The organism is Streptomyces angustmyceticus (assembly GCF_019933235.1).
Classification (GTDB): domain Bacteria; phylum Actinomycetota; class Actinomycetes; order Streptomycetales; family Streptomycetaceae; genus Streptomyces; species Streptomyces angustmyceticus.
This window is the reverse complement of the sequence record NZ_CP082945.1, coordinates 4,689,145-4,713,438: the sequence shown is the minus strand read 5'-3', so window position 1 is coordinate 4,713,438 and position 24,294 is coordinate 4,689,145. Positions and strand designations below refer to the sequence as shown.

The 24,294-nt window shown below is 72.1% G+C and carries 25 protein-coding genes; 11 read left to right on the top strand and 14 right to left on the bottom strand.

Annotated features, from left to right (window positions below; genetic code table 11):
* Nucleotides 1–18: 18 nt before the first annotated feature.
* From K7396_RS21225 to K7396_RS21210, 4 genes are all read left to right on the top strand, one after another.
* Nucleotides 19–1,971, top strand: coding sequence for an FtsX-like permease family protein (locus K7396_RS21225; RefSeq protein WP_152105121.1), 1,953 nt, complete (start codon nt 19–21; stop codon nt 1,969–1,971).
* On the top strand, nt 1,968–3,209 hold the full coding sequence (locus K7396_RS21220) for an MFS transporter (protein WP_223660147.1): 1,242 nt from the start codon (nt 1,968–1,970) through the stop codon (nt 3,207–3,209). The genes K7396_RS21225 and K7396_RS21220 overlap by 4 nt, the downstream gene beginning before the upstream one ends.
* 66 nt (nt 3,210–3,275) lie before the next feature.
* The gene (locus K7396_RS21215) at nt 3,276–4,049 is read left to right on the top strand and encodes an ABC transporter ATP-binding protein (protein WP_086721553.1); all 774 of its coding nucleotides are present in this window, start codon (nt 3,276–3,278) and stop codon (nt 4,047–4,049) included.
* Between the two features lie 253 nt (nt 4,050–4,302).
* Entirely contained in the window at nt 4,303–4,623 is a 321-nt protein-coding gene (locus K7396_RS21210) for a GYD domain-containing protein (protein ID WP_086721552.1), read from the top strand.
* Nucleotides 4,624–4,882: 259 nt separating this feature from the next.
* Here the strand turns inward: K7396_RS21210 and K7396_RS21205 are convergent, their stop codons facing one another.
* From K7396_RS21205 to K7396_RS21175, 7 genes are all read right to left on the bottom strand, one after another.
* Nucleotides 4,883–5,083, bottom strand: coding sequence for an acyl-CoA carboxylase epsilon subunit (locus tag K7396_RS21205; protein WP_152105122.1), 201 nt, complete (start codon nt 5,081–5,083; stop codon nt 4,883–4,885).
* Nucleotides 5,080–6,591: an acyl-CoA carboxylase subunit beta gene (locus K7396_RS21200; RefSeq protein ID WP_152105154.1), complete on the bottom strand. Its 1,512-nt coding sequence runs from the start codon at nt 6,589–6,591 to the stop codon at nt 5,080–5,082. Before K7396_RS21200 ends, K7396_RS21205 begins: the two co-directional genes overlap by 4 nt.
* Nucleotides 6,592–6,869: 278 nt before the next feature.
* Nucleotides 6,870–7,193 carry a YciI family protein gene (locus K7396_RS21195; protein ID WP_152105123.1) on the bottom strand — a complete coding sequence of 108 codons (324 nt, stop codon included), beginning with the start codon at nt 7,191–7,193 and terminating at the stop codon, nt 6,870–6,872.
* Nucleotides 7,194–7,375: 182 nt separating this feature from the next.
* A complete protein-coding gene (locus K7396_RS21190; protein WP_086720816.1) occupies nt 7,376–8,158 on the bottom strand; it encodes an AfsA-related hotdog domain-containing protein in 783 nt (260 codons plus the stop codon).
* A gap of 103 nt (nt 8,159–8,261) precedes the next feature.
* Complete coding sequence (locus tag K7396_RS21185; protein WP_086720817.1) at nt 8,262–8,537, bottom strand: hypothetical protein; 276 nt, start codon at nt 8,535–8,537, stop codon at nt 8,262–8,264.
* Nucleotides 8,531–9,271, bottom strand: a complete 741-nt coding sequence (locus K7396_RS21180) for an SDR family NAD(P)-dependent oxidoreductase (RefSeq protein ID WP_086720818.1) — start codon at nt 9,269–9,271, stop codon at nt 8,531–8,533. Before K7396_RS21180 ends, K7396_RS21185 begins: the two co-directional genes overlap by 7 nt.
* On the bottom strand, nt 9,268–10,611 hold the full coding sequence (locus K7396_RS21175; protein WP_086720819.1) for an ANL family adenylate-forming protein: 1,344 nt from the start codon (nt 10,609–10,611) through the stop codon (nt 9,268–9,270). The genes K7396_RS21180 and K7396_RS21175 overlap by 4 nt, the downstream gene beginning before the upstream one ends.
* A 527-nt stretch (nt 10,612–11,138) precedes the next feature.
* Here K7396_RS21175 and K7396_RS21170 point away from each other — a divergent pair.
* Complete coding sequence (locus K7396_RS21170) at nt 11,139–11,810, top strand: 4'-phosphopantetheinyl transferase family protein (protein ID WP_086720820.1); 672 nt, start codon at nt 11,139–11,141, stop codon at nt 11,808–11,810.
* Here K7396_RS21170 and K7396_RS21165 read toward each other — a convergent pair.
* The 3 genes from K7396_RS21165 to K7396_RS21155 all read right to left on the bottom strand — a co-directional run bounded on the left by K7396_RS21165 (nt 11,770) and on the right by K7396_RS21155 (nt 14,062).
* Complete coding sequence (locus K7396_RS21165; RefSeq protein WP_223660146.1) at nt 11,770–12,531, bottom strand: HAD family hydrolase; 762 nt, start codon at nt 12,529–12,531, stop codon at nt 11,770–11,772. The genes K7396_RS21170 and K7396_RS21165 overlap by 41 nt on opposite strands.
* On the bottom strand, nt 12,525–13,268 hold the full coding sequence (locus K7396_RS21160; RefSeq protein WP_223660145.1) for a response regulator transcription factor: 744 nt from the start codon (nt 13,266–13,268) through the stop codon (nt 12,525–12,527). Before K7396_RS21160 ends, K7396_RS21165 begins: the two co-directional genes overlap by 7 nt.
* Before the next feature lie 203 nt (nt 13,269–13,471).
* The gene (locus K7396_RS21155; RefSeq protein ID WP_086720822.1) at nt 13,472–14,062 is read right to left on the bottom strand and encodes a TetR/AcrR family transcriptional regulator; all 591 of its coding nucleotides are present in this window, start codon (nt 14,060–14,062) and stop codon (nt 13,472–13,474) included.
* A 227-nt stretch (nt 14,063–14,289) separates the two neighbouring features.
* Between K7396_RS21155 and K7396_RS21150 the strand changes: the two genes are divergently transcribed.
* The 4 genes from K7396_RS21150 (at nt 14,290) to K7396_RS21135 (ending at nt 17,371) form a co-directional block, all read left to right on the top strand.
* Complete coding sequence (locus K7396_RS21150) at nt 14,290–14,910, top strand: hypothetical protein (RefSeq protein WP_086720823.1); 621 nt, start codon at nt 14,290–14,292, stop codon at nt 14,908–14,910.
* 50 nt (nt 14,911–14,960) lie between these two features.
* A complete protein-coding gene (locus K7396_RS21145) occupies nt 14,961–15,257 on the top strand; it encodes a hypothetical protein (RefSeq protein WP_223660143.1) in 297 nt (98 codons plus the stop codon).
* Between the two features lie 315 nt (nt 15,258–15,572).
* Nucleotides 15,573–16,679, top strand: a complete 1,107-nt coding sequence (locus K7396_RS21140; RefSeq protein WP_223660141.1) for a sensor histidine kinase — start codon at nt 15,573–15,575, stop codon at nt 16,677–16,679.
* Entirely contained in the window at nt 16,676–17,371 is a 696-nt protein-coding gene (locus tag K7396_RS21135; protein WP_152105125.1) for a response regulator, read from the top strand. Before K7396_RS21140 ends, K7396_RS21135 begins: the two co-directional genes overlap by 4 nt.
* Nucleotides 17,372–17,463: 92 nt before the next feature.
* On the opposite strand, the gene K7396_RS21130 is transcribed toward K7396_RS21135, so the two are convergent.
* Both K7396_RS21130 and K7396_RS21125 read right to left on the bottom strand, forming a co-directional pair.
* Nucleotides 17,464–18,387, bottom strand: a complete 924-nt coding sequence (locus K7396_RS21130; protein WP_223660139.1) for a UbiA family prenyltransferase — start codon at nt 18,385–18,387, stop codon at nt 17,464–17,466.
* Between the two features lie 137 nt (nt 18,388–18,524).
* Complete coding sequence (locus K7396_RS21125; RefSeq protein ID WP_152105126.1) at nt 18,525–19,106, bottom strand: DUF2165 family protein; 582 nt, start codon at nt 19,104–19,106, stop codon at nt 18,525–18,527.
* 225 nt (nt 19,107–19,331) lie between these two features.
* Here K7396_RS21125 and recQ point away from each other — a divergent pair, with 225 nt between their 5' ends.
* Nucleotides 19,332–21,407, top strand: a complete 2,076-nt coding sequence (recQ, locus tag K7396_RS21120; protein WP_174887018.1) for a DNA helicase RecQ — start codon at nt 19,332–19,334, stop codon at nt 21,405–21,407.
* A gap of 154 nt (nt 21,408–21,561) precedes the next feature.
* Here the strand turns inward: recQ and K7396_RS21115 are convergent, their stop codons facing one another.
* Complete coding sequence (locus tag K7396_RS21115; protein WP_223660137.1) at nt 21,562–22,839, bottom strand: sensor histidine kinase; 1,278 nt, start codon at nt 22,837–22,839, stop codon at nt 21,562–21,564.
* Nucleotides 22,836–23,552 (bottom strand): hypothetical protein, encoded by a 717-nt coding sequence (locus tag K7396_RS21110; RefSeq protein ID WP_152105127.1) that lies wholly within the window; start codon nt 23,550–23,552, stop codon nt 22,836–22,838. Before K7396_RS21110 ends, K7396_RS21115 begins: the two co-directional genes overlap by 4 nt.
* Nucleotides 23,553–23,954: 402 nt before the next feature.
* On the opposite strand from K7396_RS21110, the gene K7396_RS21105 reads away from it, so the two are divergent.
* Nucleotides 23,955–24,239 carry a hypothetical protein gene (locus tag K7396_RS21105; protein WP_086721647.1) on the top strand — a complete coding sequence of 95 codons (285 nt, stop codon included), beginning with the start codon at nt 23,955–23,957 and terminating at the stop codon, nt 24,237–24,239.
* Nucleotides 24,240–24,294: the final 55 nt, after the last annotated feature.

Below are 24,294 nucleotides of genomic sequence, written 5' to 3'. Positions count from 1 at the left end.
CGTGGAGGACAGGAATCCGTGTCTGCAGCGCTTCCCACCCCGCCCCCGCCGACCACCACCCGTACCACCCCGACCCGTCTCCTCTTGTCGGAGATACGGGCCTATCCCGGGCGGGTCATCGGCGCGGCGACAGCATGCTGCGCCACCGCGGCGGGTGTCGGGGCCTGCCTGATCCTGCTGCTGGGCGCGAGCCTTGCCGATCTCCCGGCAGACTCGCCCGAAGCAGCCGCCGCCAAGAGCACCCAGGACATCATGGCACTGCTGATGTCCCTGCTGCTGATGTGCGCGGTACTGGTCATCGGCTCCACCGTCTCGCTGTGGACCGGACAACGGCTGCGGCAGTTCGCCGTCCTCAGGGCCCTGGGGATGACCGCCGCACGGCTGCGGCGCATGGCGGCCATGGACGTGGCACGCCTGGCCCTCGTCTCGGCGGCCTTCGGCGCCGCGGCCGGAGCACTGCCGCTGGCGGCGCTCGGACGCCGCATCCTCATCGAACAGAAGTTGTTCCCCGCCGTCACCGAGCTGCCGCCGCCCGCCCAGACCTGGGGTGCCTGCGTCGCCGTGTGCCTGGGAACTGTCGGTATGAGCGTGCTCGCCGCGCTGCTGAGCGTGCGGGCCGCCGGACGGGTCAACGCGATCGATCTCCTCAAGGACCACGAGGGCGCGCCGGGTACCAAGCGCAGCCGGGCCCGGCTGATCACCGGTCTGACCATGGCGGCGCTGTTCTGTGCCCCACTGCTGGTCGTCATGGCGGTTCCGGGGCTGCCTCCGAAGGTACGCGCCGGTGTCGCCCCAGGGCTGGCTCTCTTCGTCATCCCCACCCTGGCCGTGCTCGCCCCGTGGGTCCTCCCGCCGTTGACGGGCACGGTGTGCGCGGTCCTGCGCGTGCTGGATCGGCGCGTGGGCACCATCGCCGCTGCCGGCCTGCGAGCAACGCCCGCGCGCACCACGGCCCTGGCCGTTCCCGTCCTGTTGTCCGTAGGAGTCACCGCCTGTCTGCTCGGCGGCGGCACCACCATGGCGCGCGCGACCCAGCAGGAGGTCGAGGCGGCGCTCCGAGCCGACGCCGTGATCAGCGCGGAACCCGGCGCGCGGCTTCCGGCCGCCCCCGGCCCGCTCTCCGGAGCCACCGCCACCCCTGTGATAGCCACCAAGGTCACTGTGCCCGGTCCCAAACGCCATTCAGCGCCCAAACCGACCCGTGCCTGGGGAGTGGACGGACGCGTGCTGTCGCGAGTGCTGGACCTGTCCGAGCGAGAGGGCAACGTCACGAAGGTGGGCGAGGGTACCTTCGCCGCGGGTGCGGAACTCGCGGACCAGGCGAAGTGGAAGGTCGGCCAGTCCGTGCAACTGACCCTGGCCGACGGGAGGCCAAAGCGGCTCACCCTCGTCGCCGTCTACGCACGCGACCTGGCCTTTCCCCACCTGATTCTCCCGCGTGCCACCGCGCTCGCCCACACCCCCTCTCCCACCGCCGACCGCATTTTCCTGACCGGACCGAGCAGCGCCTGGCCAGTGGCAGAGGGGCAGACCATCGCCTCGCGCGAGGGCTACGCGCAGACCTTCACCCGCAGTCCCGCCGACGACCTGGCCACGCGCCTGATAGCGGCGGTGGTCGCGGCGTACGCGCTGTTGGCGGCGGCCAATACCAGTGCGCTGGCGCAACGTGACCGGGTGGCGCAGCGCGCCCATCTGCGGGCCCTGGGACTCAGTCGCTTCCAGATGCTGCGCTGTGTGCTCTACGAGGCACTGGGCGCGGGAGCGATCGGAGTGGCGCTGTCCGGCCTCGTCGCCGTGGTGTGCCTGGTCCCCTTGTCCGTGACGCTCGGCCTCGGCCCGCTGCCGACGTTCGACGGCCCGTGGACCGTGGGTGTCCTGGCGGGTGCCGTTGTGGCGCTCGGCGTTCCCGCAGCCATGACCGCCCATCCGCTGTTGTCCGTCCAAGGGCAGTTCGCCCGGAGAGGGCAGTGAGGGCAGTGCCGTCGAAGCCGGCTCTGGGCAGACCGTTCTGGCTGTTGTTCGGCGGGGAGGCCGCATCGGCTTTCGGAACGTCCGCCTCGATCGTCGCACTGCCGGTGGTCGCGTTGCAGGCATCCGGGGACGTACGGGAAGCGGGACTGGCCAGTACGGCGCTGTCCGCGGGCGTTCTCCTGGCCCGTCTGCCTGCCGGGGTGTTCGCGGACCGTTTCGACCGCCGGGCGATATTGCTCGGCGGCAATCTGCTCGGTGCGGCAATTCTGGGAACTCTGGCGCTGGTCCAGGCACGGGATGCCCTTTCCCTGCCCCTGCTGATACTTGCCGCGCTGCTTCTGGGCATGGTCGGCAGCACGTTGTCCCCGGCCGAGAGCGTCGCCATCCGGAGTTTCGTCCACCCCGGTCTCCTCGCCAGGGCACTGTCGTTGACCCAGGCGCGGACTGCCGCGACCTTGATCGCGGGGCCGGCGGCCAGCGGCGCACTGCTCGCAACGCAACCGGTGTGGGTCTTCGCTCTCGACGCCGCCACATATCTCGTCGCGGCCGCCTGTATGGCGGCCCTGCCCTCGAGAGCGGGCCCCGTCGGTGTCGGGCAGCCCACGCTGAAGGCCGCCTGCGAAGGGGTCCGCTTCCTGTGGCGCTCGCCGTTCCTGCGGTACGCGGCGGTCAACGCGGCCGTTCTCAACCTGGTCTTCAACGGCCTGCTGATCGTCGTCATCGCCTCGACCGACGGCGGGGCACAGGCCGCTCTGGGCATCGGGGCGCAGACCGCGGCGATCGGGGCCGGGGCCCTGGGAGGCTCCCTGATCGCCGCTCCGGCCGCCCGACATCTCCCAGCGACGCTTGGGATCGCCCTGTCCACCGGCGTGATCGCTGTGGCGCTGGTGGGCTTTGCCACCGTCCGCGACCACGGGGCTGCCGCGTTCCTGCTCGCTCTCGCCTCCGCTTGCGGACCGGTGGTCACCGTCCTGCTCGCCACCGCGCAGATCCGGATGACACCGGCTGAGCTCCAGGGTCGGGTGCACAGCGGGACCGGGTTCCTCGCCCAGGCCATCTCTCCACTGGGCCCCACCCTCGTGGCCGTGTCCACCCGAGCCTTCGGGCTCTTCCCGACCGTGCTGGGGGCCGCGCTGCTGGTGGTGCTCCTCGCCCTCGTCGGCGGCGTCGTCACAGCTCGCCACCTCCACGCCTCACCCCCGTACACACCACGGCCGACGGAGCCGAGCCGACAGTGACGGATCGGCACCCCAGGGCCGGCAATCAGCAACCGACGGTCAAGAACTACAGATGAGGAGCCGCGCATGATCCCGTCGCACCCCCCGTTGGGCCGTCCGGGCCATCACTCGGCAGCCACTGCCCGCGACCTCACCAAGGTCCACGACATGGGCGGCCACCGGGTAACAGCGTTGGACCAGGTGTCCTTCGACGTCCACCAAGGGCAGTTCACCGCCATCATGGGCCCCTCGGGTTCCGGCAAGTCCACCCTGATGCACTGTCTGGCCGGCCTGGACTCCCCTTCCTCCGGCGCGGCATGGATCGGCGAGGTCAATCTCGCCGAGCTGTCGGACCGGCAGCTGACGTTGATGCGCCGGGACCGGATCGGTTTCATCTTCCAGGCCTTCCATCTGCTGCCGACCCTGACCGTCATGGAGAACATCACGCTGCCGATGTCCCTTGCCGGTAAGCGTCCGGACCAACAATGGCTCACGGAAGTGATCGCCACGCTGGGCCTGCGGGAGCGGCTGGCCCACCGGCCCCCTCAGCTGTCCGGCGGTCAGCAGCAGCGAGTCGCCTGTGCCCGCGCGCTGCTGAACCAGCCGGAGATCATCTTCGCGGACGAGCCCACCGGGAACCTCGATTCCCAGGCGGGGACCGAGGTGCTGCGGCTGCTTCGGGAGTCGGTCCAGCGGCTCGGGCAGACCATCGTCATGGTGACGCACGACCCGGTGGCCGCCTCCTACGCCGACCGCGTGGTCTTCCTCGCCGACGGCAGGATCGTCGACGAACTGCAGCAGCCGACGGCGGACGGAGTGCTGGACCGCATGCGGATGTTCGACCCCATGGGCGGCGCGTGAGGCAGCAGCCTGTGCCGTGTGGGGGCGGCGGGGCGGCGGCATCGCGACCACGATGCCGACCTTTCCGTCGGTGAGTGGTGCGAAGGAGACGCCGTTGCGCCCGCCGCGTCGGCGTGAAGGCGGCTGCCGTCGGCAGGCGGGTTCGCCGTATTGGCATCCAACGGGTGAATCAGGGCATTCGGTGCGTGGTGGGCGGTGTGGCAGGGGGAAGGCCCTCTGGACACCGGACATGCGATGGGCAGGGAGCGTCCCGATGCCGAAGTTTCTGATTCAGGCCACTTATACGTCCGAGGGCACCAAGGGGTTGCTCAAGGAAGGCGGGAGTGGGCGCCGGGCTGCCGTCGAGCAGGTGGTCACGGGGCTCGGGGGGACGGTCGAGGCGGTGTACTTCGCCTTCGGGCAGGACGATGTCGTGCTCATCATCGATCTGCCCGACCCGGTCTCCATGGCCGCCATCAGCCTCACCGTCAAGGCCAGTGGGGGCCTGCACACCCGGGCCACGCCCCTCCTCACCGTCGAGGAGGTCGACGAGGCCGCCCGCCGGCAAGTCCCCTTCCGCGCGCCCAGCGTGTAGGGCACGGGCGAGGAATTCTTCAGCTTCACGAGCATGAGCACGAGCACGAGTGCGTCCTGCGCCGCGTGGGTGGTGGGGACGACGAAGGCCCGGGCCGGCCGGTGGTGAACCGGGTGCCTGGGCCTTGGTCGTGGTCGTGGTCGTGGTCGTGCTGGTGGGCGTGGGCGTGGTGTTCGTGAGGGGGGCGCGCGTCGCCGGGGCCGGGGTCGTGCGGGGGCGGCGGTGGCCGGTGACGGGTGTCGCCGGAGCGGGCGTGGGGTCAGGGGGTCTCCTGTCGGGGTGGGTTGTGGTGCCAGGTGGTGAGGGTGGTGGCGATGCTGCGGCGGGCCCAGGAGGCTTCGGGGGGCGTGGTGGCGAGTGTGGGGGCCTGGGCCGTTCTGGTGGAGAGGGCGGTCAGGGCGGCGAGGACGGCGGCCAGTTCTTCGCGGGTGGGGCTGCCGGAGAGGATGCGGAGGGTCATGAGGGCTGGTTCCCGTGTTTGCGGTGCGGGAGCGGTGCCGTCTTGCCGGTGAGCATGCGCAGGCCCGCGGCCAGGACCCGGCGGGTGTGCTGGGGCGCGATCACGTCGTCGACCAGGCCGCGTTCGGCGGCGTAGTACGGGTGCATGAGCTCGGAGCGGTAGGCGGCGACCCGTTCGGCCCGGACGGCTTCGGGGTCGTCGGCCGCGGCGATCTCCCGGCGGAAGATGACGTTGGCGGCGCCCTCGGCGCCCATGACGGCGATCTCGTTGCTGGGCCAGGCGTACGAGAGGTCGGCGCCGGTGGAGCGGGAGTCCATGACGATGTAGGCGCCGCCATATGCCTTGCGCAGCACGATGGAGATGCGGGGCACGGTGGCGTTGCAGTAGGCGTAGAGCAGCTTGGCGCCGTGGCGGATGATGCCGCCGTGTTCCTGGTCGACGCCGGGCAGGAAGCCGGGGACGTCGACGAGGGTGACCAGGGGGATGTTGAAGGCGTCGCAGAGGGCGACGAAGCGGGCCGCCTTCTCGGAAGCGTGGATGTCCAGCACGCCTGCCAGGGACATCGGTTGATTGGCGACCACGCCGACGGGGCGGCCGTCGAGCCGGCCGAGCGCGCAGAGGATGTTGGTGGCCCAGCGCTCGTGGATTTCGAGGTACTCGCCGTCGTCGAGGACCTCGCGGAGGACCGCGCGCATGTCGTAGGGGCGGGAGGGGTCCGCGGGGACGAGGTCGAGGAGGGCGTCGCAGGAGCGGTCGGCCGGGTCGTCGGGGGCGTGTGCCGGCGGGGACTCGGTGCTGTTCTGCGGGAGGAGGGAGAGGAGGTAGCGGACCTCTTCGAGGCAGGTCTCCTCGTCGTCGTACGCGAAGTGGGCGACGCCCGAGGTCCCGGCGTGGACGTCGGCGCCGCCGAGCCCGTTCTGGGTGACGGACTCGCCGGTGACGGCCTGGATGACGTCGGGTCCGGTGATGAACATCTGGGAGGTGTCGCGGACCATGAAGACGAAGTCGGTCAGGGCCGGGCTGTAGGCGGCGCCGCCGGCGCAGGGGCCGAGCATGACGGAGATCTGCGGGATGACGCCGGAGGCCCTGGTGTTGCGCTGGAAGATGCCGCCGTAGCCGGCGAGGGCGGTGACGCCTTCCTGGATGCGGGCGCCGGCGCCGTCGTTGAGGGAGACGAGGGGCGCGCCGGCCTGCAGCGCCAGGTCCATGATCTTGTGGATCTTGGTGGCGTGGGCCTCCCCGAGGGCGCCGCCGAAGATCCGGAAGTCATGGGCATAGACGAAGACGGTCCGGCCGTGGACCGTGCCCCAGCCGGTGACCACGCCGTCGGTGTGCGGCTTCTTCGCCTCCAGGCCGAAGCCGGTCGCGCGGTGCCGGCGCAGCGGTTCGACCTCGTGGAAGGAGTCCTCGTCCAGCAGCAGAGCGATGCGCTCCCTGGCGGTCAGCTTGCCCTTGGCGTGCTGCCGTTCGGTCGCCCGCGGATCGCCCTCGGCGACGCCGCGGCGCATGCCTTCGAGTTCGACGGTACGGGTGCGCAGGGAGGGGATGGCCGAGGGGGCGGCGAAACCTTCCTCCAGGCCGTCGGCCGGGGGGAGCGGGGGCGGGGCGAGGGTGGCGGTGGGCGGGGCGGCGTCCGTGTGCATGGGTGGATTCCCTTCGGGTGAGGGGTGGCGTTACTGGTCGGCGCCCTGGGGTCCGGGGGCGGGTCCGGGGCGGCCGGGCCGGGGTCCGTGCGACGCCGGCCCGGGCGCCCGCCGGTGGCCCGCCTGCCGGGAGGGCGCGCCGGTCACGGCCGGCTCCCCTCCACGGGTGCGGGCGGCAGGCGGACCGGTGACCGTTCGGAGGCGGTGAACGCGTGGATCGAGACGCGGTCCCACACGCCGGCGACCGTGAAGGGGTCACGGGCGACGAAGTCCGCGACCGCCTGCCGGGTCGGGGCCTCCACGACGAGGAGGCTGCCGATCGCCCCGGCGCCGTCGTCCGGCACCAGGGGGCCGTAGAGCACCGGGCGGAGGTCCGCCGTCCGGAGCCGGGCGGAGTGTGCGGGCCGGGTGGCTGCCCGGAGTTCGGCGGTGTCCGGACCGTCCAGGCAGTGGATCACCCACAGCATGTGCTTCTCCTCGGGGTGGTGGTGGGGCGGTGGCGACGGATGGGGTGAGGGGGGAGTCGGCGCGGTACGGCCGGTGGCGGGACCGCGGGACTGCCGGCGGCCTGGGTGGGGGCCCGCGGGGGGGCGCCCCGCCCGGCCCGTCCGCGCTCGGACCGCCTCGCCGGCCGCCCTCCCCTTCCCGGTCAGACCGCCACGCTCTCGGCCGGTGTGGTCTGCTCCCGGAGCCGAGCGACCTCCGAGACCACGGCCTGCCGGGCGGCGAGGGCCTCCTGCTTGGCGCTGATCTTCTCGGGGATCACCCGGTACTCGGCCTCGACCTCGGCGGCCGGTGCCGTCGCCTCGCCGTGGTGGAAGCCGATCCGGCAGCGGAAGACCGTGCCGACGGGGGTGCGGGTGTGCTCCAGGAGTTCGTAGCTGAGTGTGGCGGACATCGGGAACACGAAGCTGTGGAACGAGGAGTTGACCGAGCCGATGACGAACCGGGTGCGGTCGGTGCCGGTGAGCAGGAACTGCTCGGTCACCACCGTCCAGAACTGGCGGGCCGCCTCCAGCAGGGTGATGGCCGGTATGTGCTGGCCGGTGAGGTGGTCCTCCAGCACCTCGACCCGCTCGTCCAGCACCAGGTCGGCGACGAACCGCCGCTCGCCGATCTGGCCGACCGGGCCGACGAGAACGTTGCGCTGTTTGTGCTTGTGCGTCAGGCGCTGTTCGGCGTGGGACGGCAGGCCCTGCTTGCCGAAGGCGACGGCGGGCGAGCGCAGTTCCACGAGCTCGCGCAGCTCGTCCAGTTGGCCGGCCGAGAGCCCCTGGCCGACGCTGAGGGCCAGGCTCTCGGGCAGCTCGCCGGTGCGCAGCCGGGTCAGCAGCGCGGAGTGGGCGATGGTCCCGCGGTTGACGAGGAACTCCTCGAACCGGTCCCCTACGACGACGAGCGCTTCGTGCGTTTCCTGCGCGGCGTGCGACATGTCTCTTCCTCCTCGTGGTGGCGGATGACGATGGGTGGAGCAACGGGTGTGCCGGGCACGGCCGCGGACGGATCTCCGTCCGCGAGGGGGGCGGGGCGGGCGCTCAGGCCGCGACGGCCGCCCGGCCGGCCATGTCCACGTACGCGTCGACCAGCGCCTTGAGGGTCCGTACGTCGGAGATGACGTACTCCTCCTCGAACGGGTCGAAGCCGAACTCGATCTCCAGCTGGATGACCAGCCGTGCCAGCAGCAGCGAACTGAGCCCGATCTTGTTGAGGATCTCGCTGCCGGTGAGGACCGGGATGGGCAGTTCGGCCTCGGCGAGCAGCGCGACGATCTCGCTGTGGATCTTTCCCTGGATCTCCTGTGCGTTCAGCATGTGATTCCTCCGTCTACGACAAGGGTCTGGCCGGTGATGAACGAGGCACCGGGCGAGGTCAGATAGAGCACGGCGTCGGCGATTTCGCCGACGTCCGCGAGCCGGCCGAGCGGGGTGCGCTTTTGAATGCGTTCCTTGTTCCGTTCGGTCACCTCGACGGTCATATCGCTGTCGAAGAATCCCGGAACGAGGGAATTCACCCGGATGTTGAAGGCGCCGAGTTCCCGGGCCAGGCTGCGGCTGAAACCGTCGAGCCCGGCCTTGGCGGCGGAATAGGCCGCCACTCCCCGGAATCCGCGGATGGCGTTGATGGACGACACGTTGAGGATCTGGCCGCCGCCCTGCCGGGTCATCGCCCGCGCACAGCTCTGGGCAAGGGTGATCGGGGCCAGCAGGTCCGCCGCGATCAGCTGCTCGATCTTCTTGGGGGCGGTGGTCAGGAAGAGCTCCTGGTGCAGCACCGCCGCGTTGTTGATGAGCAGGTCGACGCGGCCGGCCCAGCCGATGACCCCGCGTACGACGGCGCGCAGCGCGGCCTGGTCGGTGAGGTCGGCGGCCTCCCAGCGGAAGCGGTCGGGCCGCTCGGCGTGGAGGTCCTTCACCCAGTCGTTGGCCGATCTGCTGAAGGTGGCCACCCGCCAGCCGTCGTCCAGCAGCCGGGTGACGAGCAGCCGGCCGAGTCCGCGGCTGCCGCCGCTGATCAGGGCGACCCGCTCGCCCCCGGGGGCGTTCACGCGGCGCTCCGGATCTTCTTGAACCGGTCGGAGTGCTGCGGCGCGGAGGCGAGTTCCACCAGCACCGGCACCTTGAAGGGCTCCAGCCGCCGGCCGCAGAACTCCCGTACCCGGCGGGTGACGGAGCGCCGGTCCTCGTCCTCGATCAGGGTCACGGTGGCCTTGACGACCATCCCGGTGACCGGGCTGGGGCGGCCGCTGACCGTGGCCTCGGCGATGTTGTCCAGCTCCAGCAGGACGGACTCCACCTCGCTGGGGTAGACCTTCTCGCCGCCGACGTTGATGATCTCGGAGTCGCGCCCCAGGATGCGGATCCACTCACCGTCCGTCCGGACGACGTCCTGGGTGTTGAAGAAGCCCTCGTCGTCGAAGGGGGCGGGCGCGTTGAGGTAGCCGAGCATCGCCATTTCCGAGCGGATCCACAGCACATTGCCGATGATCTTGTGCTCGAAGCCGGCGCTGCCGAGCTTGAGCCACAGGCTTCCGTCGCCGCGCGAGCGGGTCGGCAGGATGCCCAGCTCGGACAGGCCGTACGTCTGCTTCAGCCGGGCCGCGGGGAGCGCCGCGGTCAGCCGCTCCAGGGTCCGCTCCGGCATCGGCTCCGTGCCGTAGGTGACCAGCGTGAGCGAGTCGGTGGCGTACTGCTCGTGGACGCCGGAGATCAGCACCATGTTCAGGAACGTCGGGGTGGTCGGCAGGATCTGGACCTGGTGGTCGGCGATCGCCTCGAACACCGACTCCGGGGTGCGCTCGGCCACGGTGATCACGGTGCCGCCCTGGCTGAGGGTGTGCAGCAGGGTGTTGACGCCGCCGATGTGGTCCAGGCTCAGGAACGACAGGATCCGCGACGGGCGGGTGGGCTCGCCGTAGCGCGCCAGCACCTTCTCGAAGTCCAGCACCGATGCCTTGCTGCGGCCCGAGGTGCCGGAGCTGAAGAGCACCAGGCCCGGGTGGCCGGCCTCGCGGAGCCGGCCGTACAGCTCGTGGTCGGCGCGCCGCCCGGTGGACTCGCAGTGGTGCGCGCCGCCCGGGTCGACCCGGATCACCGTCTCCACCATCGCCACGTCCAGGAACTCGGCGCGCTTGGCGGCGGGCAGCGTGGTCAGCGGCACCACGATCACGCCGCGTTCGATCAGCGCCAGCAGCCCCGCGCAGGCCTCGGGCGAGTAGGCGCCCTCCAGCGTGACGACCTGGCCGGCGGCGACGTCGTGCCGGTCGAGGAACATCCGCCACTCGGCCACCAGACGCAGCAGGTCGTCGTAGCGGTAGCTGCGCTTTTCGAAGACCACGGCCTCGGCGTACCCGAAGGATTTCAGCCGGTCCAGAAACGGGTGGGTCATTGCGTGTCACTCCAAGGTGTTTTCGCTGGTGATTTCGCCGGTGCGCATCAGGATTTTCCGCTGTGACGCTCGATCGCTTTTGTGCGGTGCCCTTTTCGTTGCCCGAACTCTAGGCGCCCCTTTTCCGCGGCGACAACGCCTCAATACCGGCAGCTCGGCCGGTGCGTTCACAGGGGCAGGTACACCGGAATGGCCGGATGAAATATCCGGGCGGAGTGCCTGAAGGGGGCGGCGGAATGGCGCATCCGAAGGGAGTGTCCGGCCGGACCGTCCGGAGGGAATGCCCGAACGGGGATGCCCGGATGGAGTGCCCGGAGGGTGTGCCCGAACGGCCTGGCCGATGTGGCGGGTGGCCCCGGAGGGCACCGGGACGGCACCATGCGAGACGTACAGCTGTACTGCCGTGACCTGTCCTGGGATGGCAGTGGGCGGCCGGCCTTCGCCGGCGCCCCCGGCGCGTGCCGTCTGCCGCCGCGCCCTGTTTCCGCGATGCGCCGAGCGCTCGCGGCACCATCCCAGGAGAAGTGATGATGCAGCAGATCCTGCCCTCGGCCGTCGCCTGCGTGGACACCACCGCGGACGTGCTGGACGCCCCGACGGCTCCCGAGGAGGCGGCCGCCCTGGAGGCGTGCACCGAGCCGCGCCGGCGGGAGTTCACCACCACCCGGCACTGCGCGCGGCGGGCGATGGCCGCGCTCGGCGTGCCGCCGGCCGGCATCCCGTCGGGCCCCAAAGGCGAACCGCGCTGGCCCGCCGGGGTCATCGGCAGCATGACGCACTGCGAGGGCTACCGCGCGGCGGCGCTCTCGCGCACCACCGACCTGCATGCCGTGGGCATCGACGCGGAGCCGCACCGGCCGCTGCCCCCGGGCGTCCTCGACAGCATCTCGGTGCCCTCGGAGCGGGAGCATCTCCGGTCCCTGGAGCGGGAGTTCCCCGAGGTCCACTGGGGGACGGTGATGTTCAGCGCGAAGGAGACGGTCTACAAGGTGTTCAACCCGCTCACCGGCCGCTGGCTCGGTTTCCGGGACGCCCGGATGACGTTCGATCCGGCCGCGGGCACGTTCCGGGCCCGGCTGCTGGTGCCGGGCCCGGACGTGGACGGCAGGCGGCCGGCCTGGCTCACCGGCCACTGGGCGCTCCGCGGGGGGCTGGTCCTCACCGCTCTCGCGCTGCGACGGGGCCGCGCCGCGCGCTGATCCGTACGGCGCCCGGGGTACGGGCCCGCAGCGGGCCGGCGGCCGCCGAGAGCACCGCCCAGTCCAGGGCCTGTGCGCGTTCCAGCAGGACGGGGTCGGCGCCGACGATGACCGGGTCCCCGACGACCTGGAGCATGTCGAGGTCGCTGGCGTGGTCGCCGTAGCAGGAGCACTCCTCGGCCGACAGGCCCCGCGCGGCGAGCGTTTCGCGGACCGCGTCCGCCTTGATCGCCCCGATCATCGGGCGCCGGATCTCGCCGGTGAGTCGGCCGTCCTCGCCCACCAGCGGCTCGGAGCAGAGGATGAGGTCCGCCCCGAGGTCGCCGGCGAGCGGTTCCAGCAGCGCCCGGAACGATCCGGACACCAGCGCCACCAGGTCGCCGGCCAGGGCGTGCCGCCGCGCGGCGGCCCAGGCGGCGACCACGACGGCCGAGCCCTCGCGCCGGTAGGCGTCGTACCAGTCGCGGCCGGCCCGCGTCAGCTCGGCGTGGTCGACCCCGGCGAAGCGCCGGTAGTAGCGGCGGTTGATCTCCGTACGGGGAACGCCGGACGCCGCCTGGGAGTTCACCTCGGCCATGACGGCGTCGTACGCGCTGCCGTCGTCGCCCTGGCGCGCCATCCAGAAGCGCAGGAAGTGGAACATGCTCTTGGTGTTGAGCAGCGTCTCGTCGACATCGAAGAACGCCGCTCGTGCGTGGGTGCCCATGGGGACATTCACCATCCTGCAACTGTGTCGGGCACCGGGACGGGCCCGGTGTGGGGGAAGGCGGTGGAGGGCCCGGTCCGTTCGGCGCACAGCCCTTCGCGGAGGGCGCGCGCGGCCGCCAGGGTGCGGTTGGGGCAGTTGAGCTTGGCGAGGATGTTGGCCACCAGGCGCTTGGCGCCGTGTTCGGAGATCCGCAGCCGGCGGGCGATCTGCTTGTTGCTGTAGCCGTCGACGAGCAGGACCAGCGTCTCGCGTTCACGGGGCGTCAGCCGGGGCGCGCCACCGGCGCGGACCTCGCCGTGGCCGGCCCGGCGCAGCAGGGTGTGGGTGAGGGCGGCGGGGACGTAGGTCTCCCCGGCGGCCGTGGCGGCCAGGCTCTCCGTGAGGGTCCTGGTGCTCAGGTCGTCGCAGACCAGCAGGGACGCGCCCGGCAGGATGCCGGCCTGCCCGAGCGTCGCGTCCTCGGCGTCCGGCAGCAGGAGCAGGATCCGCAGGCCGCCGTGCGCGGCCCGGCGCAGGGCGACTTCACCGGCCGGGTCGACGGCGTCCGGAGTGGTCAGCAGGATGCTGCCGCGCGGATCGCGTACGGCGGCGACGGCGTCGGCGAGCGTCGCGTGGGCGGTGCAGTGGCCGGCCGACTCCACGGACCGGAGCATGCCCACCATGCCGAAGCGCTGCAGTTCGTTGGGTATCGCGAGGAAGACCGCCGGCGGTGCGGCGGAATCGGGCGGCGCCGCGCTGTGTCGCAACATGAAATCTGAACCCCCATCTGGGTGCATGCGATGGCACCCGCGTCACGGACGCTAGCCGTGCACAGGGCTCAGCAGGGCTCCACTACCCCCAAGGCCGGGCGGCCGGTGCTCAGAAAGGAGTAGCAGCCGGTCCCGGAGCGGTATCGGGGGTCCGGCTGCTCGGAGGGGGCGCCGCGGCGTCACGCCCCACGGTGGACGCGGCGTCAGGCCCCCACGGTGGACGGGAAGGAGCCCGCGACGGCCTGGCGGGCGAACTCGACCACCTGGGTGCGCAGATCGGCCCCCGCCGCGGTGTCGCCGAGGATCAGCCGGGCCATCTGCGGCACCGCGTTCGGCCAGGCGGCGAGCCCGATCAGGCTCAGCAGGCAGGCGGCCACCTTCGGGGCGTCCTCGGTGCCGAAGGTCGCGGCGAGGGCCTGCACCTTGCGTTCGTAGTGGCCGGCGCGCTGGACCTCGTTGGGCAGCACGTCGTCCCGGTAGTGCAGCCCCTCCCAGAGGAACAGGCGCACCAGCTCCGGGTGGGCGCTGTGGAAGTCGTAGACCCGGCCCACGTACTCGGCGGGGTCGTCGCCGGGCTCCAGCGGTACGGCCTCGGCCAGCTCGTCCAGGGCACCGGCCACCACCAGGTCGAAGAGCTTCTGCTTGTTCCCGAAGTAGCCGTAGATGCGCTCCTTGTTCACGCCCGCCAGCTCGGCGATGCGGTCCACCCGGGCGCCCGCGATGCCGTGAGCTGCGAATTCCTTCTTGGCGGCGGCGAGGAGCCGGGCCTTGGTCTGGGTCGTGTCCTGGGTCATGGCTCCAGCGTAGAGCGGCTGCCCCCAGAAGCCAACCAACTAGATGGTTGACAACCAACTGGTTGGTTGCCTACCTTCAGGGTGTCGCCACGACGGGAACCCGGAAACGGGCTCCCCGACCGGCCCCAGGACACGCAACACCCGTACCCCCCGCACCACTTGCACGCCTCGCCCGACCCGTACGCCCCGCGTCCACCGCCCTTCCGAGCAGAGTGAGGACCCGCCCCATGGCTGCCACCACCACCAGCGACATCGCCCGCACCGGCCTGGCGCTGTCCCGAGCCGGCCTGCCGTTCCACGGAGGCTGGGAGGCGGCCGGGACCCGCCGGGAGACCCACGACGGCCGCCCCGTCACCGTCGTCCGCTTCCAGCAGTCCGCAGCGCGGCGGGCCGCCGCTCCCGGCGGGCCCCACCTGAGCGTGGTGCTCGACGACGAGGACGTCCTCCTCGGCTACACCCGGCTCACCGCGCCCCCGGCCGGTGCGGAACGGGACCTGCCCGGCGAGGACGAGGCCCGCACCGTGGCCTTCCGGTTCCTGACCGCGCTCGACCCGCGGTACGCGGCCGCCCTGACCGTCCAGTGGATCGCCCCGCACCACGAGCAGATCACCGCCCCCGACGGAGCACCGGCCGCCCTGTCCGGCACCAAGGTCAAGACCCGCCACACCGACGGCCTCTACGCCTGGGTCGTGGTCGGCGCCGACCGCACCGTCCTCACCTTCGAACGCGACATCCGCTGGGACTCCGCGGCCGGCCGCCGCGGCACCGAGATGTGGCTGCACGACAGCTGGATCGCCGCCCGCGAGGGCACCGGCGCCCAGCCGTCCGCGCCGTACGCCCTCGTATGAGTTCCGACCGCCCCGCCCGCCCGCTCCGCACCGCCACCGAGGAGAACGCCATGACCACCATGACCACCGCCCCCGCCCCCGCCTCCGCCTCCGACCGCACCGCCCAGCACGCCGCCCCGGCGCCCGCGCCCGCCCTCCCCTCCGTCCACATGCGGGCCCTGCTGACCTGGCTGGCCGTCTACCCCTGCATCACGCTCGCGCAGATCGCGCTCGGCCCGGCGCTGATGCCGCTGCCCGTGGCCCTCCGCGTCCTGGTCATCACCGGGCTGGTGGTGCCGCTCGTGGTCTACGTCCTGGTGCCGAACCTGCTCAAGATCCGCGCCGCCGTGCTCCGGCGGAAGGGCTGAGATCGATCGGTCGCGTCCGGTGCGGCCACGCCCCTTCAGCGGCGGCCGGCGGGCGGGAGACGGGACTGCCGTCTCCCGCCCCCCGCCCGCTCGGGCAACTCCTGTGGCTGACAGCACAGTCAGCTAAGATGCCCTCGCATTGTGCGGTGGGAAATGAGCCACGGCCCGGCCAGGGCGGTGGACATTCCGCTGGGGGAGGACACAAGTGCTGTTCACGAAAACACTGCTGCCCGTTCGCGCCACCGGTCCGCACCTCAGACGTGCGGGGAAGGCGGGCGCATGAACGGCGAGGCACCGCTCCACAGCGCAGGCACCATGTCCGAAAGTCGTTTACGGACCTCCGAGGACCTGGTCATCGCCCAGTACCGCGAACGGCTCCGCGCCATCAACAGCCCGCTCGCCCTGAGCGCCGAGGCCTGGGCCCAGTGCGAGCTCCAGGCCCGCCGCATCTACCGGGACTGCACCCGCAGTTACACGGCCGGAAAGCCGCTCGTCTCCGACACCCACATCGCCGAGGTGGTCGACCTCGGCGGGGAGCGGGTACGCCAAGGCGTCCATCTCACCCACTCGGTGCGGGCCGGCGTGCTCCTCTTCGACCTCGTCCTGGACCAGGTCGTCGAGTGGACCGAAGCCGACGGGGCACCCTGGAGCGCCTACGCCGCGGCCGTGCGCTCGCTCCAGCACAGCGTCGGCCGCCGCCTGGAGGCGGGCTCCATCGGCTATGACTCCTTCATGCTGGCCAGGGTCCGGGAGGTGCACAAACAGGGGCACCGCAAGCTCGCCCGCGAGATCCACGACCAGATCGGCAACTCCCTGAGCCTGGCGATGCGCCAGATCGAGCTGTACGAACTGGAGTTGCGCGACCGCGGCGCGGACGTGCCCAAGCACGTACGGGCCGCGCGGGAAGCCGTGCTGGAGACCCTCGCGAGCACCCGGGAGCTGGTCACCGAGCTGCGCAGGCCGACCGTGGCCGGCTCGCTGGAGACCGCCCTGAACCACTTCGTCATGTCCATGGGCGACGCCCGTACCCCGGTCCAGCTGTGGGTCCGCGGGCTGGACGAGTGGATCCCGACGGCGGTGTCCGAGGAACTCTTCCTCATGGTCCGCGAGTGCCTGCGCAACGTCTACCGCCACGCGGAGGCGGGCAATGTCGTCGTCCACATCGACATCGCCCCGCACGAGATCCAGACCGAGGTCATCGACGACGGCCTCGGCTTCGACCTCGCCTCGGTGCACGCCGGCGGCCGCTCCAACGGGCTGACCGGCCTGGAGGAGCGCGCCGAACTCCTGGACGGCACCCTCAACATCGACTCCTCCCCCGGCCGGGGCACCCACGTCACGATCTGGATCCCGATCAAGGAGGACCCCGCGTCCCCGCCGCCGGCGCCGGGCCGGGCACCGGAGACAGAGGGACGCCGATGACCGCCGCCCCGGTACGGATACTCGTCGCGGACGACCACACCCTGCTCCGCGAGGCGCTGTGCGACCTGCTGCGGTCCGAGCCCAGCTTCGACATCGTCGGGCAGGCGGGCAACGGCGAGGACGCCATCCGGATGGCCGCGGAGCTGCGGCCCGAAGTGGTCCTCCTCGACATCGAGATGCCGCGCAACGACCCGCCCGTGACCGTACGCCGCCTCCTGGAGCGCGATCCGGGCCTGCACATCATCGTGCTGAGCATGTACGACGGACAGCACCTCGTACAGGAGTTGCTCGCGCTCGGCATCCGCGGCTACCTGCACAAGAGCACCGGGCGCGACACGCTCGTGACGGCCATCCGGGACTGTGTGCTCAGCAGCCGCAACACCGTCACGGTCTCCATCTCGCCGGACAGTCTGCGCGCCCGGGCTCCCGAACCCGAGGGCACCGACCGGCTGTCCGAGCGCGAGGCCGAGGTGCTGGCGCTGGTGGCCCAGGCGATGAGCAACCGGCAGATCGCGGCCCGGCTGGGCATCGCCGAGGGGACGGTCAAGCGCCATATGCGCAACATCTTCAGCAAGCTCGACGCCGTCTCCCGGATCGACGCCGTCAACAAGGCCACCGGCCTCGGCATGCTGCCGCGCCGGCACAGCGGGCCGTCCTCCCTGGCACGCTTCCCCGCGCGCCAGGTCTTCTGACCGCCCGGCCCGCCGACGGCCGCACGCGCTCGGCCTCCGCACGCTCCGGTGCGGAGGCCGAGCGCCGCGCCGGGGCCCGGCGCGGCGGGTGCTCAGAGGGCGAGCTGCAGGAACAGCGCCCCGTGCACCAGGTGTTGGGACACCATGAAGGCGCGGTACGGCGTCCGGCCGCGTGCCGGATCGCGCCGGGTCGTCCAGCACAGCACCGCCACGGTCACGGCCCCGCCGAGCAGCACCAGCGACGGCACCCGCAGCACCGGCCACGGCAGCCCCGCGAGCAGGAACCCGGCCGCGACGGCCGGCGCTCCGGCCGCGGCGACCAGCCGCGCGGCCGACGGCCCCCAGGCGGTGACGGACGTACGGCGGCCGGCCGCGGCGTCCCCCGCGGCGTGCGAGAAGTCCTTGGTCACCGCGCCGACCACGGCCATCCACAGCGACATGGTCACCGCGAGCGCGACGGTCGCCCCGGACGGCGTGCCCCCGCCGGTGGCCTGCCAGCCCGCCGCGTACGTCAGCAGCCCCATCGCCAGCACCGCCCCGGAGGCGCCCAGGGCGCTGCACTTGAGCGGGAACGGGGCCGCGGAGTAGGCGTAGCCGATCACCAGATAGACCAGGACGAGCCCGGTGAACAGCGCGTCACCGCAGGCCAGGGCCGTGATCACGGAGCCGGCCGCGGCCAGCCAGGTCAGGGTGGCCGCGGTCCGCGGCGACAGCTCCCCGCGGGCGATCGGCCGGCCGGTGGCGTTGACCCGGTCCTCCGACACGTCCGAGACGCCGTTGATGCCGTACGCGAACAGCGAGGCCAGCACCCACGAGACCCCCGGACCGGCCAGCTGGTGACCCCACCCCGCAGGGCGGTGCGCCGTCGTGGTGAGGGCCCCGGCCAGGAACCGCAGGAAGAAGATGATCTGTACGCACGGGCGGCACTCCTCCAGGAAGAGGCGGACGGCCCGCACCGCGCCCGTCGCGCGGACTAACGAGGTGTTTCTCGGTATGTGCGCTAAGTAATCCCCCATGCCCGGAACAGTAGCCAGACGGCAGAGACCGCACATGCCCCGTCGGCAGGTCATCCGATACCCCTTTAGGGGGATGTGGGGGTATCGGATGACCCACCGGCGGAGCATGTGCGGCCCGGCATCGGGGGCCTCGCGGGTCACTGCTCCCGCTGCGCACCGGTCACCGAGGGCAGGTTCACCAGCAGCGCCGCGAGCAGGCCGATGATGAGGCCGGTGAAGTGCACCTGCTGGGCCGCGCCGATGTAGATCCAGTAGCCGAACCACATGCCGCCGGACAGGAAGATCAGGAACAGCCCGACGAAGACGCCGAGGGCGAGGTTGGCCCGCCGGGTCGTCGCGATGCCCGTCCGCGCGCCGCGGGCCCGGCGCACCATGCCCACCGCGGCCCAGGCCAGCAGCGCCACCGCGGCCACCTCGTAGACGATCACGCCGATCAGCGCCGGGGTGGCGAACGACTCCGGCATCGCCTTCCACTCCAGGCCGTTGCCCCGCACCGGGTCGTGGACCAGGTCGGTCATGGTCAGCATCCGGGCGATCAGCGCACGGTTGGTGCCGAAGTCGGTCAGGTTGTTGAGGGTGACCAGGCCCAGCCACAGGGTCAGGCCGCTCAGCAGGAAGGCGTTCAGACCGGTCAGCCGGGAGCGGACCGAGAGGTCGGCGGCGGCCGTGCCGGAACTGGGGGCAGCGGTCTTCAGGGACGGTTCGACGGTCAGAGCCATGGCGGATTCTCCTCAGCGGGACACGGAAGCGAGCGGGTGGTGCGGTGCGGTTCAGCCTGCCCGGCCCGGAGCCGTGGCGGCAGCTCCCTCTTCGACGTGCCCGATCGGCCTGGCCGGGCGGGTCCGCACGGGCCGGGGGCCGTCCGGGCCGGGGGCCGTCCGGGCCGCGGCGTGAGATATCCACAGGGTCGACGAGGACCCCCTCCGAACTCGTAGGCTTCTGGAATGGCTCAGGCGGACGTGGAAGTGGTCGTGGACATGGATGTGGAAGGCGCTTCGGACACCAGCGAGGCGGTGCAGGTGCTGCGCCGGGTGTTCGGGTACGAATCGTTCCGCGGCAGCCAGCAGGAGATCATCGAGCACGTCATCGGGGGCGGGGACGCCGTCGTCCTGATGCCGACCGGTGGCGGAAAGTCCCTGTGCTACCAGATTCCCTCGCTGGTCAGAGGCGGTGTGGGGGTGGTGATCTCACCGCTGATCGCCTTGATGCAGGACCAGGTCGACGCCCTGCGGGCGCTCGGGGTGCGGGCCGGGTTCCTCAATTCGACGCAGGATCTGGAGGAGCGGCGGCTCGTCGAGGCCGAGTTCCTGTCCGGGGAGCTGGATCTGCTGTATCTGGCGCCCGAGCGGCTGCGGGTCGAGCAGACGCTGAACCTGCTGGACCGGGGCAAGATCTCGCTCTTCGCGATCGACGAGGCGCACTGTGTCGCGCAGTGGGGCCATGACTTCCGGCCGGACTACCTGGCGCTGTCGATGCTGCACGAGCGCTGGCCCGAGGTGCCGCGGATCGCGCTGACCGCCACGGCGACCGAGGCCACCCACCAGGAGATCACCACGCGGCTGCGGATGGCGGACGCCCGGCACTTCGTGGCGAGCTTCGACCGGCCGAACATCCAGTACCGGATCGCGGCGAAGAGCGAGCCGAAGAAGCAGCTGCTGGAGCTGCTGCGCACCGAGCACGCGGGGGACGCGGGGATCGTCTACTGCCTGTCGCGGGCCTCGGTCGAGAAGACCGCGCAGTTCCTGGTGGAGAACGGCATCCCGGCGGTGCCGTACCACGCGGGACTCGACGCGCGGATGCGCGCCGAGCACCAGTCGCGCTTCCTGCGCGAGGACGGGCTGGTCGTGGTCGCCACGATCGCGTTCGGGATGGGCATCGACAAGCCGGACGTCCGGTTCGTGGCGCATCTCGACCTGCCGAAGTCCGTGGAGGGCTACTACCAGGAGACCGGGCGTGCGGGGCGCGACGGCCAGCCGTCGACGGCCTGGCTGGCGTACGGGCTGCAGGACGTGGTCCAGCAGCGGAAGATGATCGACGGGTCGGAGGGCGACGAGGCGCACCGGCGGCGGCTGGCGGCCCATCTCGACGCGATGCTGGCGCTGTGCGAGACGGTGCAGTGCCGGCGGGTCCGGCTGCTGGCCTACTTCGGCCAGGAGAGCAGCGCGTGCGGCAACTGCGACACCTGCCTGGCCCCGCCGGAGACCTGGGACGGCACGGTCGCCGCGCAGAAGCTGCTGTCCACGGTCGTACGGCTCAAGCGGGAGCGCGGGCAGAAGTTCGGCGCGGGCCAGATCATCGACATCCTGACGGGGAAGAAGACCGCCAAGGTCATCCAGTTCGATCATGACGGGCTGAGCGTCTTCGGGGTCGGGAGCGACCTCCGGGAGGCCGAATGGCGCGGCGTCGTACGGCAGTTGCTGGCCCAGGGGCTGCTCGCCGTCGAGGGTGACTACGGCACGCTGGTGCTCACGGACGCGAGCGGCGAGGTGCTGGGCGGCCGGCGCGAGGTGCCGATGCGGCGGGAGCCGGAGAAGGCGGCGCGGGCGGCCAAGGCGAGGACGAAGGGCAAGCGTGCGGCGCCGGCGGACCTGCCGGAGGAGGCACTGCCGGTCTTCGAGGCCCTGCGCGGCTGGCGGGGGCGCACGGCCAAGGAGCAGGGCGTACCCGCGTATGTGATCTTCCACGACGCCACCCTGCGGGAGATCGCCACCCTCCGGCCGGCGTCCACGGCCGAGCTCGGCACGATCAGCGGGGTCGGCGAGAACAAGCTCGCGAAGTACGGCACGCAGATCCTGGACGTGCTGGCGGGGCGGGAGACGTCCGGGGAAGAGGGACAGGGCGATGGCGCGCCGGCGGCGACGGCGGGAGCGGGGGCAGCCGACGCCGCGGCCGGGGCGTCGGGGATGGCCGGGGCCGCGGGGACGGCCGGGCCGAACGGTGCGACAGGGGGCGGCCCGGTGCCGCCGGAGCCCATCGACGAGGAGGCGTTCCCGGAGCCGCCGGACGACATCGACTGGTGAACCGGATGACATCGACCGGTGAGGCGTCAGGCCCGGCCGGTAGCGGGCGGGGGGGCGGGGCCGGGCCGTCCCGGTCGCCCCGCACCGCGCCGCGCCGTCCCGCGCCGTGCCCGCCGCCCCCGCGCCGGGCCGCCCCATGCCGTCGGCGGCCCGGTCAGGAAGCCGTACGGGAGGCGTCCGGGGGAAGCCGGAGGACCGCGCGGGCGCCGCCGTCGGGGGCGTTGGTGAAGCGGAGGTCGATGCCCAGGACGGCGGACTGGCCGACGGCGATGGTCAGGCCCAGGCCATGGCCCTTGCCCCGGCCCGGGGCGTCGGTGCGGAAGCGCTGCGGGCCGTGATGCAGCAGGTCGAGGGGGTAACCAGGGCCGTGGTCGCGTACCTCGATGGCCGGCGGGCCGTCGGGCGGGGCGTCCACGGTGACGAGGACCGGGGGCCGGCCGTGCCGGTGGGCGTTGATGACGAGGTTGGCGACGATCCGGTCGAGGCGGCGGCGGTCGGTCTCGACCACCGCGTCGGCGGCGATCCGCACCACGGTGTCGAAGCCGGTGGCGCGGACGGAGCCTTCGACGAGCGTGCCGAGGTCGTAGGCGGCGAGGTCGGCGCGCTCGGTGCCGGAGTCCAGCCGGGAGATCTCCAGCAGGTCCTCGATGAGGCGGCGCAGCGCCCGGAGGCGGTCGTTGATCATCTCCTTGGGCCGGCCCTCCGGGAGCAGCTCGGCCGAGGCGAGGATGCCGGTGAGCGGCGTACGGAGCTCGTGCGCGACATCGGCGGTGAACCGCTGCTCCGCCTCCAGACGGCTCTGCAGGGAGCCCGCCACCGAGTCCAGCGCCGCGGCCACCGCCGCCACCTCGTCCTGCCCCGTCGAGCCGCCGCCCAGTCCTTGATCCGCGCCGTCGCCGACCCGGGCGTCCAGATCGCCGGCGGTGATCCGGCGTGCGACCGCCGCCGTGGTGGCCAGCCGACGGCTGATGCGGTGCGCCAGGAACAGTCCGGCGAGGGCGACGACCGCGGCGGCGAGCACGGCCGAGCCGAGGATGGCGGTGTCGAGGTTGTCCAGGGAGCGGCGGGTGTTGCCGAAGGGCGACCAGACGGCCATGACATGACCGTCGGCCGGCGCCGCCGCCCACATGACGGGGCGCCCCCGGTACGTCCCCACCATGGTGCCGCGTTGACCGGAGCGCGCCAGCCGACCGAGGGCGGCGGGCAGTTCACGCGGGTCGAGGAGGGAGTTGAGCCCTTCGCGCGAGGTGCCGTACTCGAAGAGGTCCAGGGCGGTGTCGAGGTTCGCGCGGGTCTCCTTGCGGACCTGGCCGACGGTCTGACGGGCCACCGCGTCGTGGACGAGGGCGCCGAGGACGGCGGCGACCGCGCAGCTCACCGCCATCACGGTCAGCGCGATCTTCCAGCGGAGGGAGACCGCGGGGCGTTTCACGGGCTGCCGCCGCCGGGCTGCGGGGTCTGGGACGTGCGGGCGTCGTCGAGCGTGAGGTTCCACAGGCTCATCGAGTCGCCGTCCCAGAGATAGTCGATGACGCTGACATAGCGCGGGTCCTTGGTGGGCTCGCGGATGGCGAGATGCCCGGCCGCCAGCTCGACACCGGCCAGCACACCGCGCAGGGCGAGCACCCGGGTCACCACCGAGCCCCGGACGGTGTACACCCGCAGCTCGCTGTCGCGGGGATCGAGGTTGACCGCCATCAGCAGGTCCGGTTTGCCGTCGCCCGTGACGTCGTGCAGCTCGGGGCGGCGCACCGCCTTCGCCGCCGGCGGCGTCTGGCCCTGCCCGGCGATGTCCGCGTCGAGGACGGTGAGTGGCTTCGCGTCGGCCATGCTGCCGCTGGGGACGCGCGGGACATGCGGTACGGGCACGAGGGCCGCCGGATTCTCGTCCCGCCGGGGCGGCGCGGGCGAGTAGTCCGGCCACAGCACCAGCGGCGCGTCCACGTCCCGGGCGCGCCCCTCGCTCTCCAGCCCCTCCACGTCCGCGCATCCGGCGGCGAGAAGGGCGAGGGAGACCAGGACGCCGAGGGTGGCGAGGAAAGGGAGGGGGGAGAGCAGCGAGCGGGCGGAGAGCGGGGAGCGGGCGGGGTGCGGGGAGGCGCCTCTGCGGAGGGGCAGCGTCGTGCGGGGTCGCAGCCGTCGCATGTCGTCGCCACCGCCCTCGTACCTCTGCGCCCTCGCGCCTTCTCACCCTCGCGCCGGCGCACCCTGGTCCCGCCGGCCGGACCGCTCCCTCAAGCCGATCACCCCTCGTGACCACTCTGCACAGAAAGCGCCTCATATACGCCGCTCATGCGTCCCATATGCGGACGTAATACGAACCAAAGCTATCCAAGTCAGTAGCGAACGGAATCTTTGAGTCGGCCATTCCGGCGGCGTTTGCGGCCTTTTGACCCCGTGGAGCCGGCGTTCCTTCACATGACCACTCCCAGAGATCACAGCGACTGTTACACAACGTACGGATTACCGTTAAGGACGCTCCGTAGCGTGCTCCTTAGTAACCGCACCCCTACGGCGGCCCGAGCCGCCCACGACGAGGAGTACCCCATGCGGGCCCAGCACCGCTCCGTGATCCGCACCGCCACCGTCGCGACCGGTGCGCTGGCCGTCCTGCTGCTTCCCGCGGGCGCCGCCTTCGCCGCCGATTCCACCGCGCCCACGGAGAGCCGGACGTCGATCATGCTGCCCGACAACGGCCTGGCCGGCCTGGCCGAGAAGGCCGGTCACCTGCCCAAGGTCGGGGTGATAGGCGGTGCGGGTGCGCTGGGTGTGGCGGGTGCGGTGATCGCCGTGCACCGCCGCCGCCACGGCAGCCGGGGGCGCCAGGTCTGACCCCGGGCGCCCCGCCCCGGAATCCGCGCCCGCCCAGCCCGGCCCCACACAGCCC

Bases quoted from the DNA above. Each gene is read 5' to 3' on its own strand.
- K7396_RS21215 (WP_086721553.1), top strand. From the start codon at position 3,276: ATGATCCCGTCGCACCCCCCGTTGGGCCGTCCGGGCCATCACTCGGCA.
- K7396_RS21210 (WP_086721552.1), top strand. From the start codon at position 4,303: ATGCCGAAGTTTCTGATTCAGGCCACTTATACGTCCGAGGGCACCAAG.
- K7396_RS21205 (WP_152105122.1), bottom strand. From the start codon at position 5,083: ATGACCCTCCGCATCCTCTCCGGCAGCCCCACCCGCGAAGAACTGGCC.
- K7396_RS21200 (WP_152105154.1), bottom strand. From the start codon at position 6,591: ATGCGCCGCGGCGTCGCCGAGGGCGATCCGCGGGCGACCGAACGGCAG.
- K7396_RS21195 (WP_152105123.1), bottom strand. From the start codon at position 7,193: ATGCTGTGGGTGATCCACTGCCTGGACGGTCCGGACACCGCCGAACTC.
- K7396_RS21190 (WP_086720816.1), bottom strand. From the start codon at position 8,158: ATGTCGCACGCCGCGCAGGAAACGCACGAAGCGCTCGTCGTCGTAGGG.
- K7396_RS21185 (WP_086720817.1), bottom strand. From the start codon at position 8,537: ATGCTGAACGCACAGGAGATCCAGGGAAAGATCCACAGCGAGATCGTC.
- K7396_RS21175 (WP_086720819.1), bottom strand. From the start codon at position 10,611: ATGACCCACCCGTTTCTGGACCGGCTGAAATCCTTCGGGTACGCCGAG.
- K7396_RS21170 (WP_086720820.1), top strand. From the start codon at position 11,139: ATGATGCAGCAGATCCTGCCCTCGGCCGTCGCCTGCGTGGACACCACC.
- K7396_RS21165 (WP_223660146.1), bottom strand. From the start codon at position 12,531: ATGGTGAATGTCCCCATGGGCACCCACGCACGAGCGGCGTTCTTCGAT.
- K7396_RS21160 (WP_223660145.1), bottom strand. From the start codon at position 13,268: ATGTTGCGACACAGCGCGGCGCCGCCCGATTCCGCCGCACCGCCGGCG.
- K7396_RS21155 (WP_086720822.1), bottom strand. From the start codon at position 14,062: ATGACCCAGGACACGACCCAGACCAAGGCCCGGCTCCTCGCCGCCGCC.
- K7396_RS21150 (WP_086720823.1), top strand. From the start codon at position 14,290: ATGGCTGCCACCACCACCAGCGACATCGCCCGCACCGGCCTGGCGCTG.
- K7396_RS21145 (WP_223660143.1), top strand. From the start codon at position 14,961: ATGACCACCATGACCACCGCCCCCGCCCCCGCCTCCGCCTCCGACCGC.
- K7396_RS21140 (WP_223660141.1), top strand. From the start codon at position 15,573: ATGTCCGAAAGTCGTTTACGGACCTCCGAGGACCTGGTCATCGCCCAG.
- K7396_RS21135 (WP_152105125.1), top strand. From the start codon at position 16,676: ATGACCGCCGCCCCGGTACGGATACTCGTCGCGGACGACCACACCCTG.
- K7396_RS21130 (WP_223660139.1), bottom strand. From the start codon at position 18,387: ATGGGGGATTACTTAGCGCACATACCGAGAAACACCTCGTTAGTCCGC.
- K7396_RS21125 (WP_152105126.1), bottom strand. From the start codon at position 19,106: ATGGCTCTGACCGTCGAACCGTCCCTGAAGACCGCTGCCCCCAGTTCC.
- recQ (WP_174887018.1), top strand. From the start codon at position 19,332: ATGGCTCAGGCGGACGTGGAAGTGGTCGTGGACATGGATGTGGAAGGC.
- K7396_RS21110 (WP_152105127.1), bottom strand. From the start codon at position 23,552: ATGCGACGGCTGCGACCCCGCACGACGCTGCCCCTCCGCAGAGGCGCC.
- K7396_RS21105 (WP_086721647.1), top strand. From the start codon at position 23,955: ATGCGGGCCCAGCACCGCTCCGTGATCCGCACCGCCACCGTCGCGACC.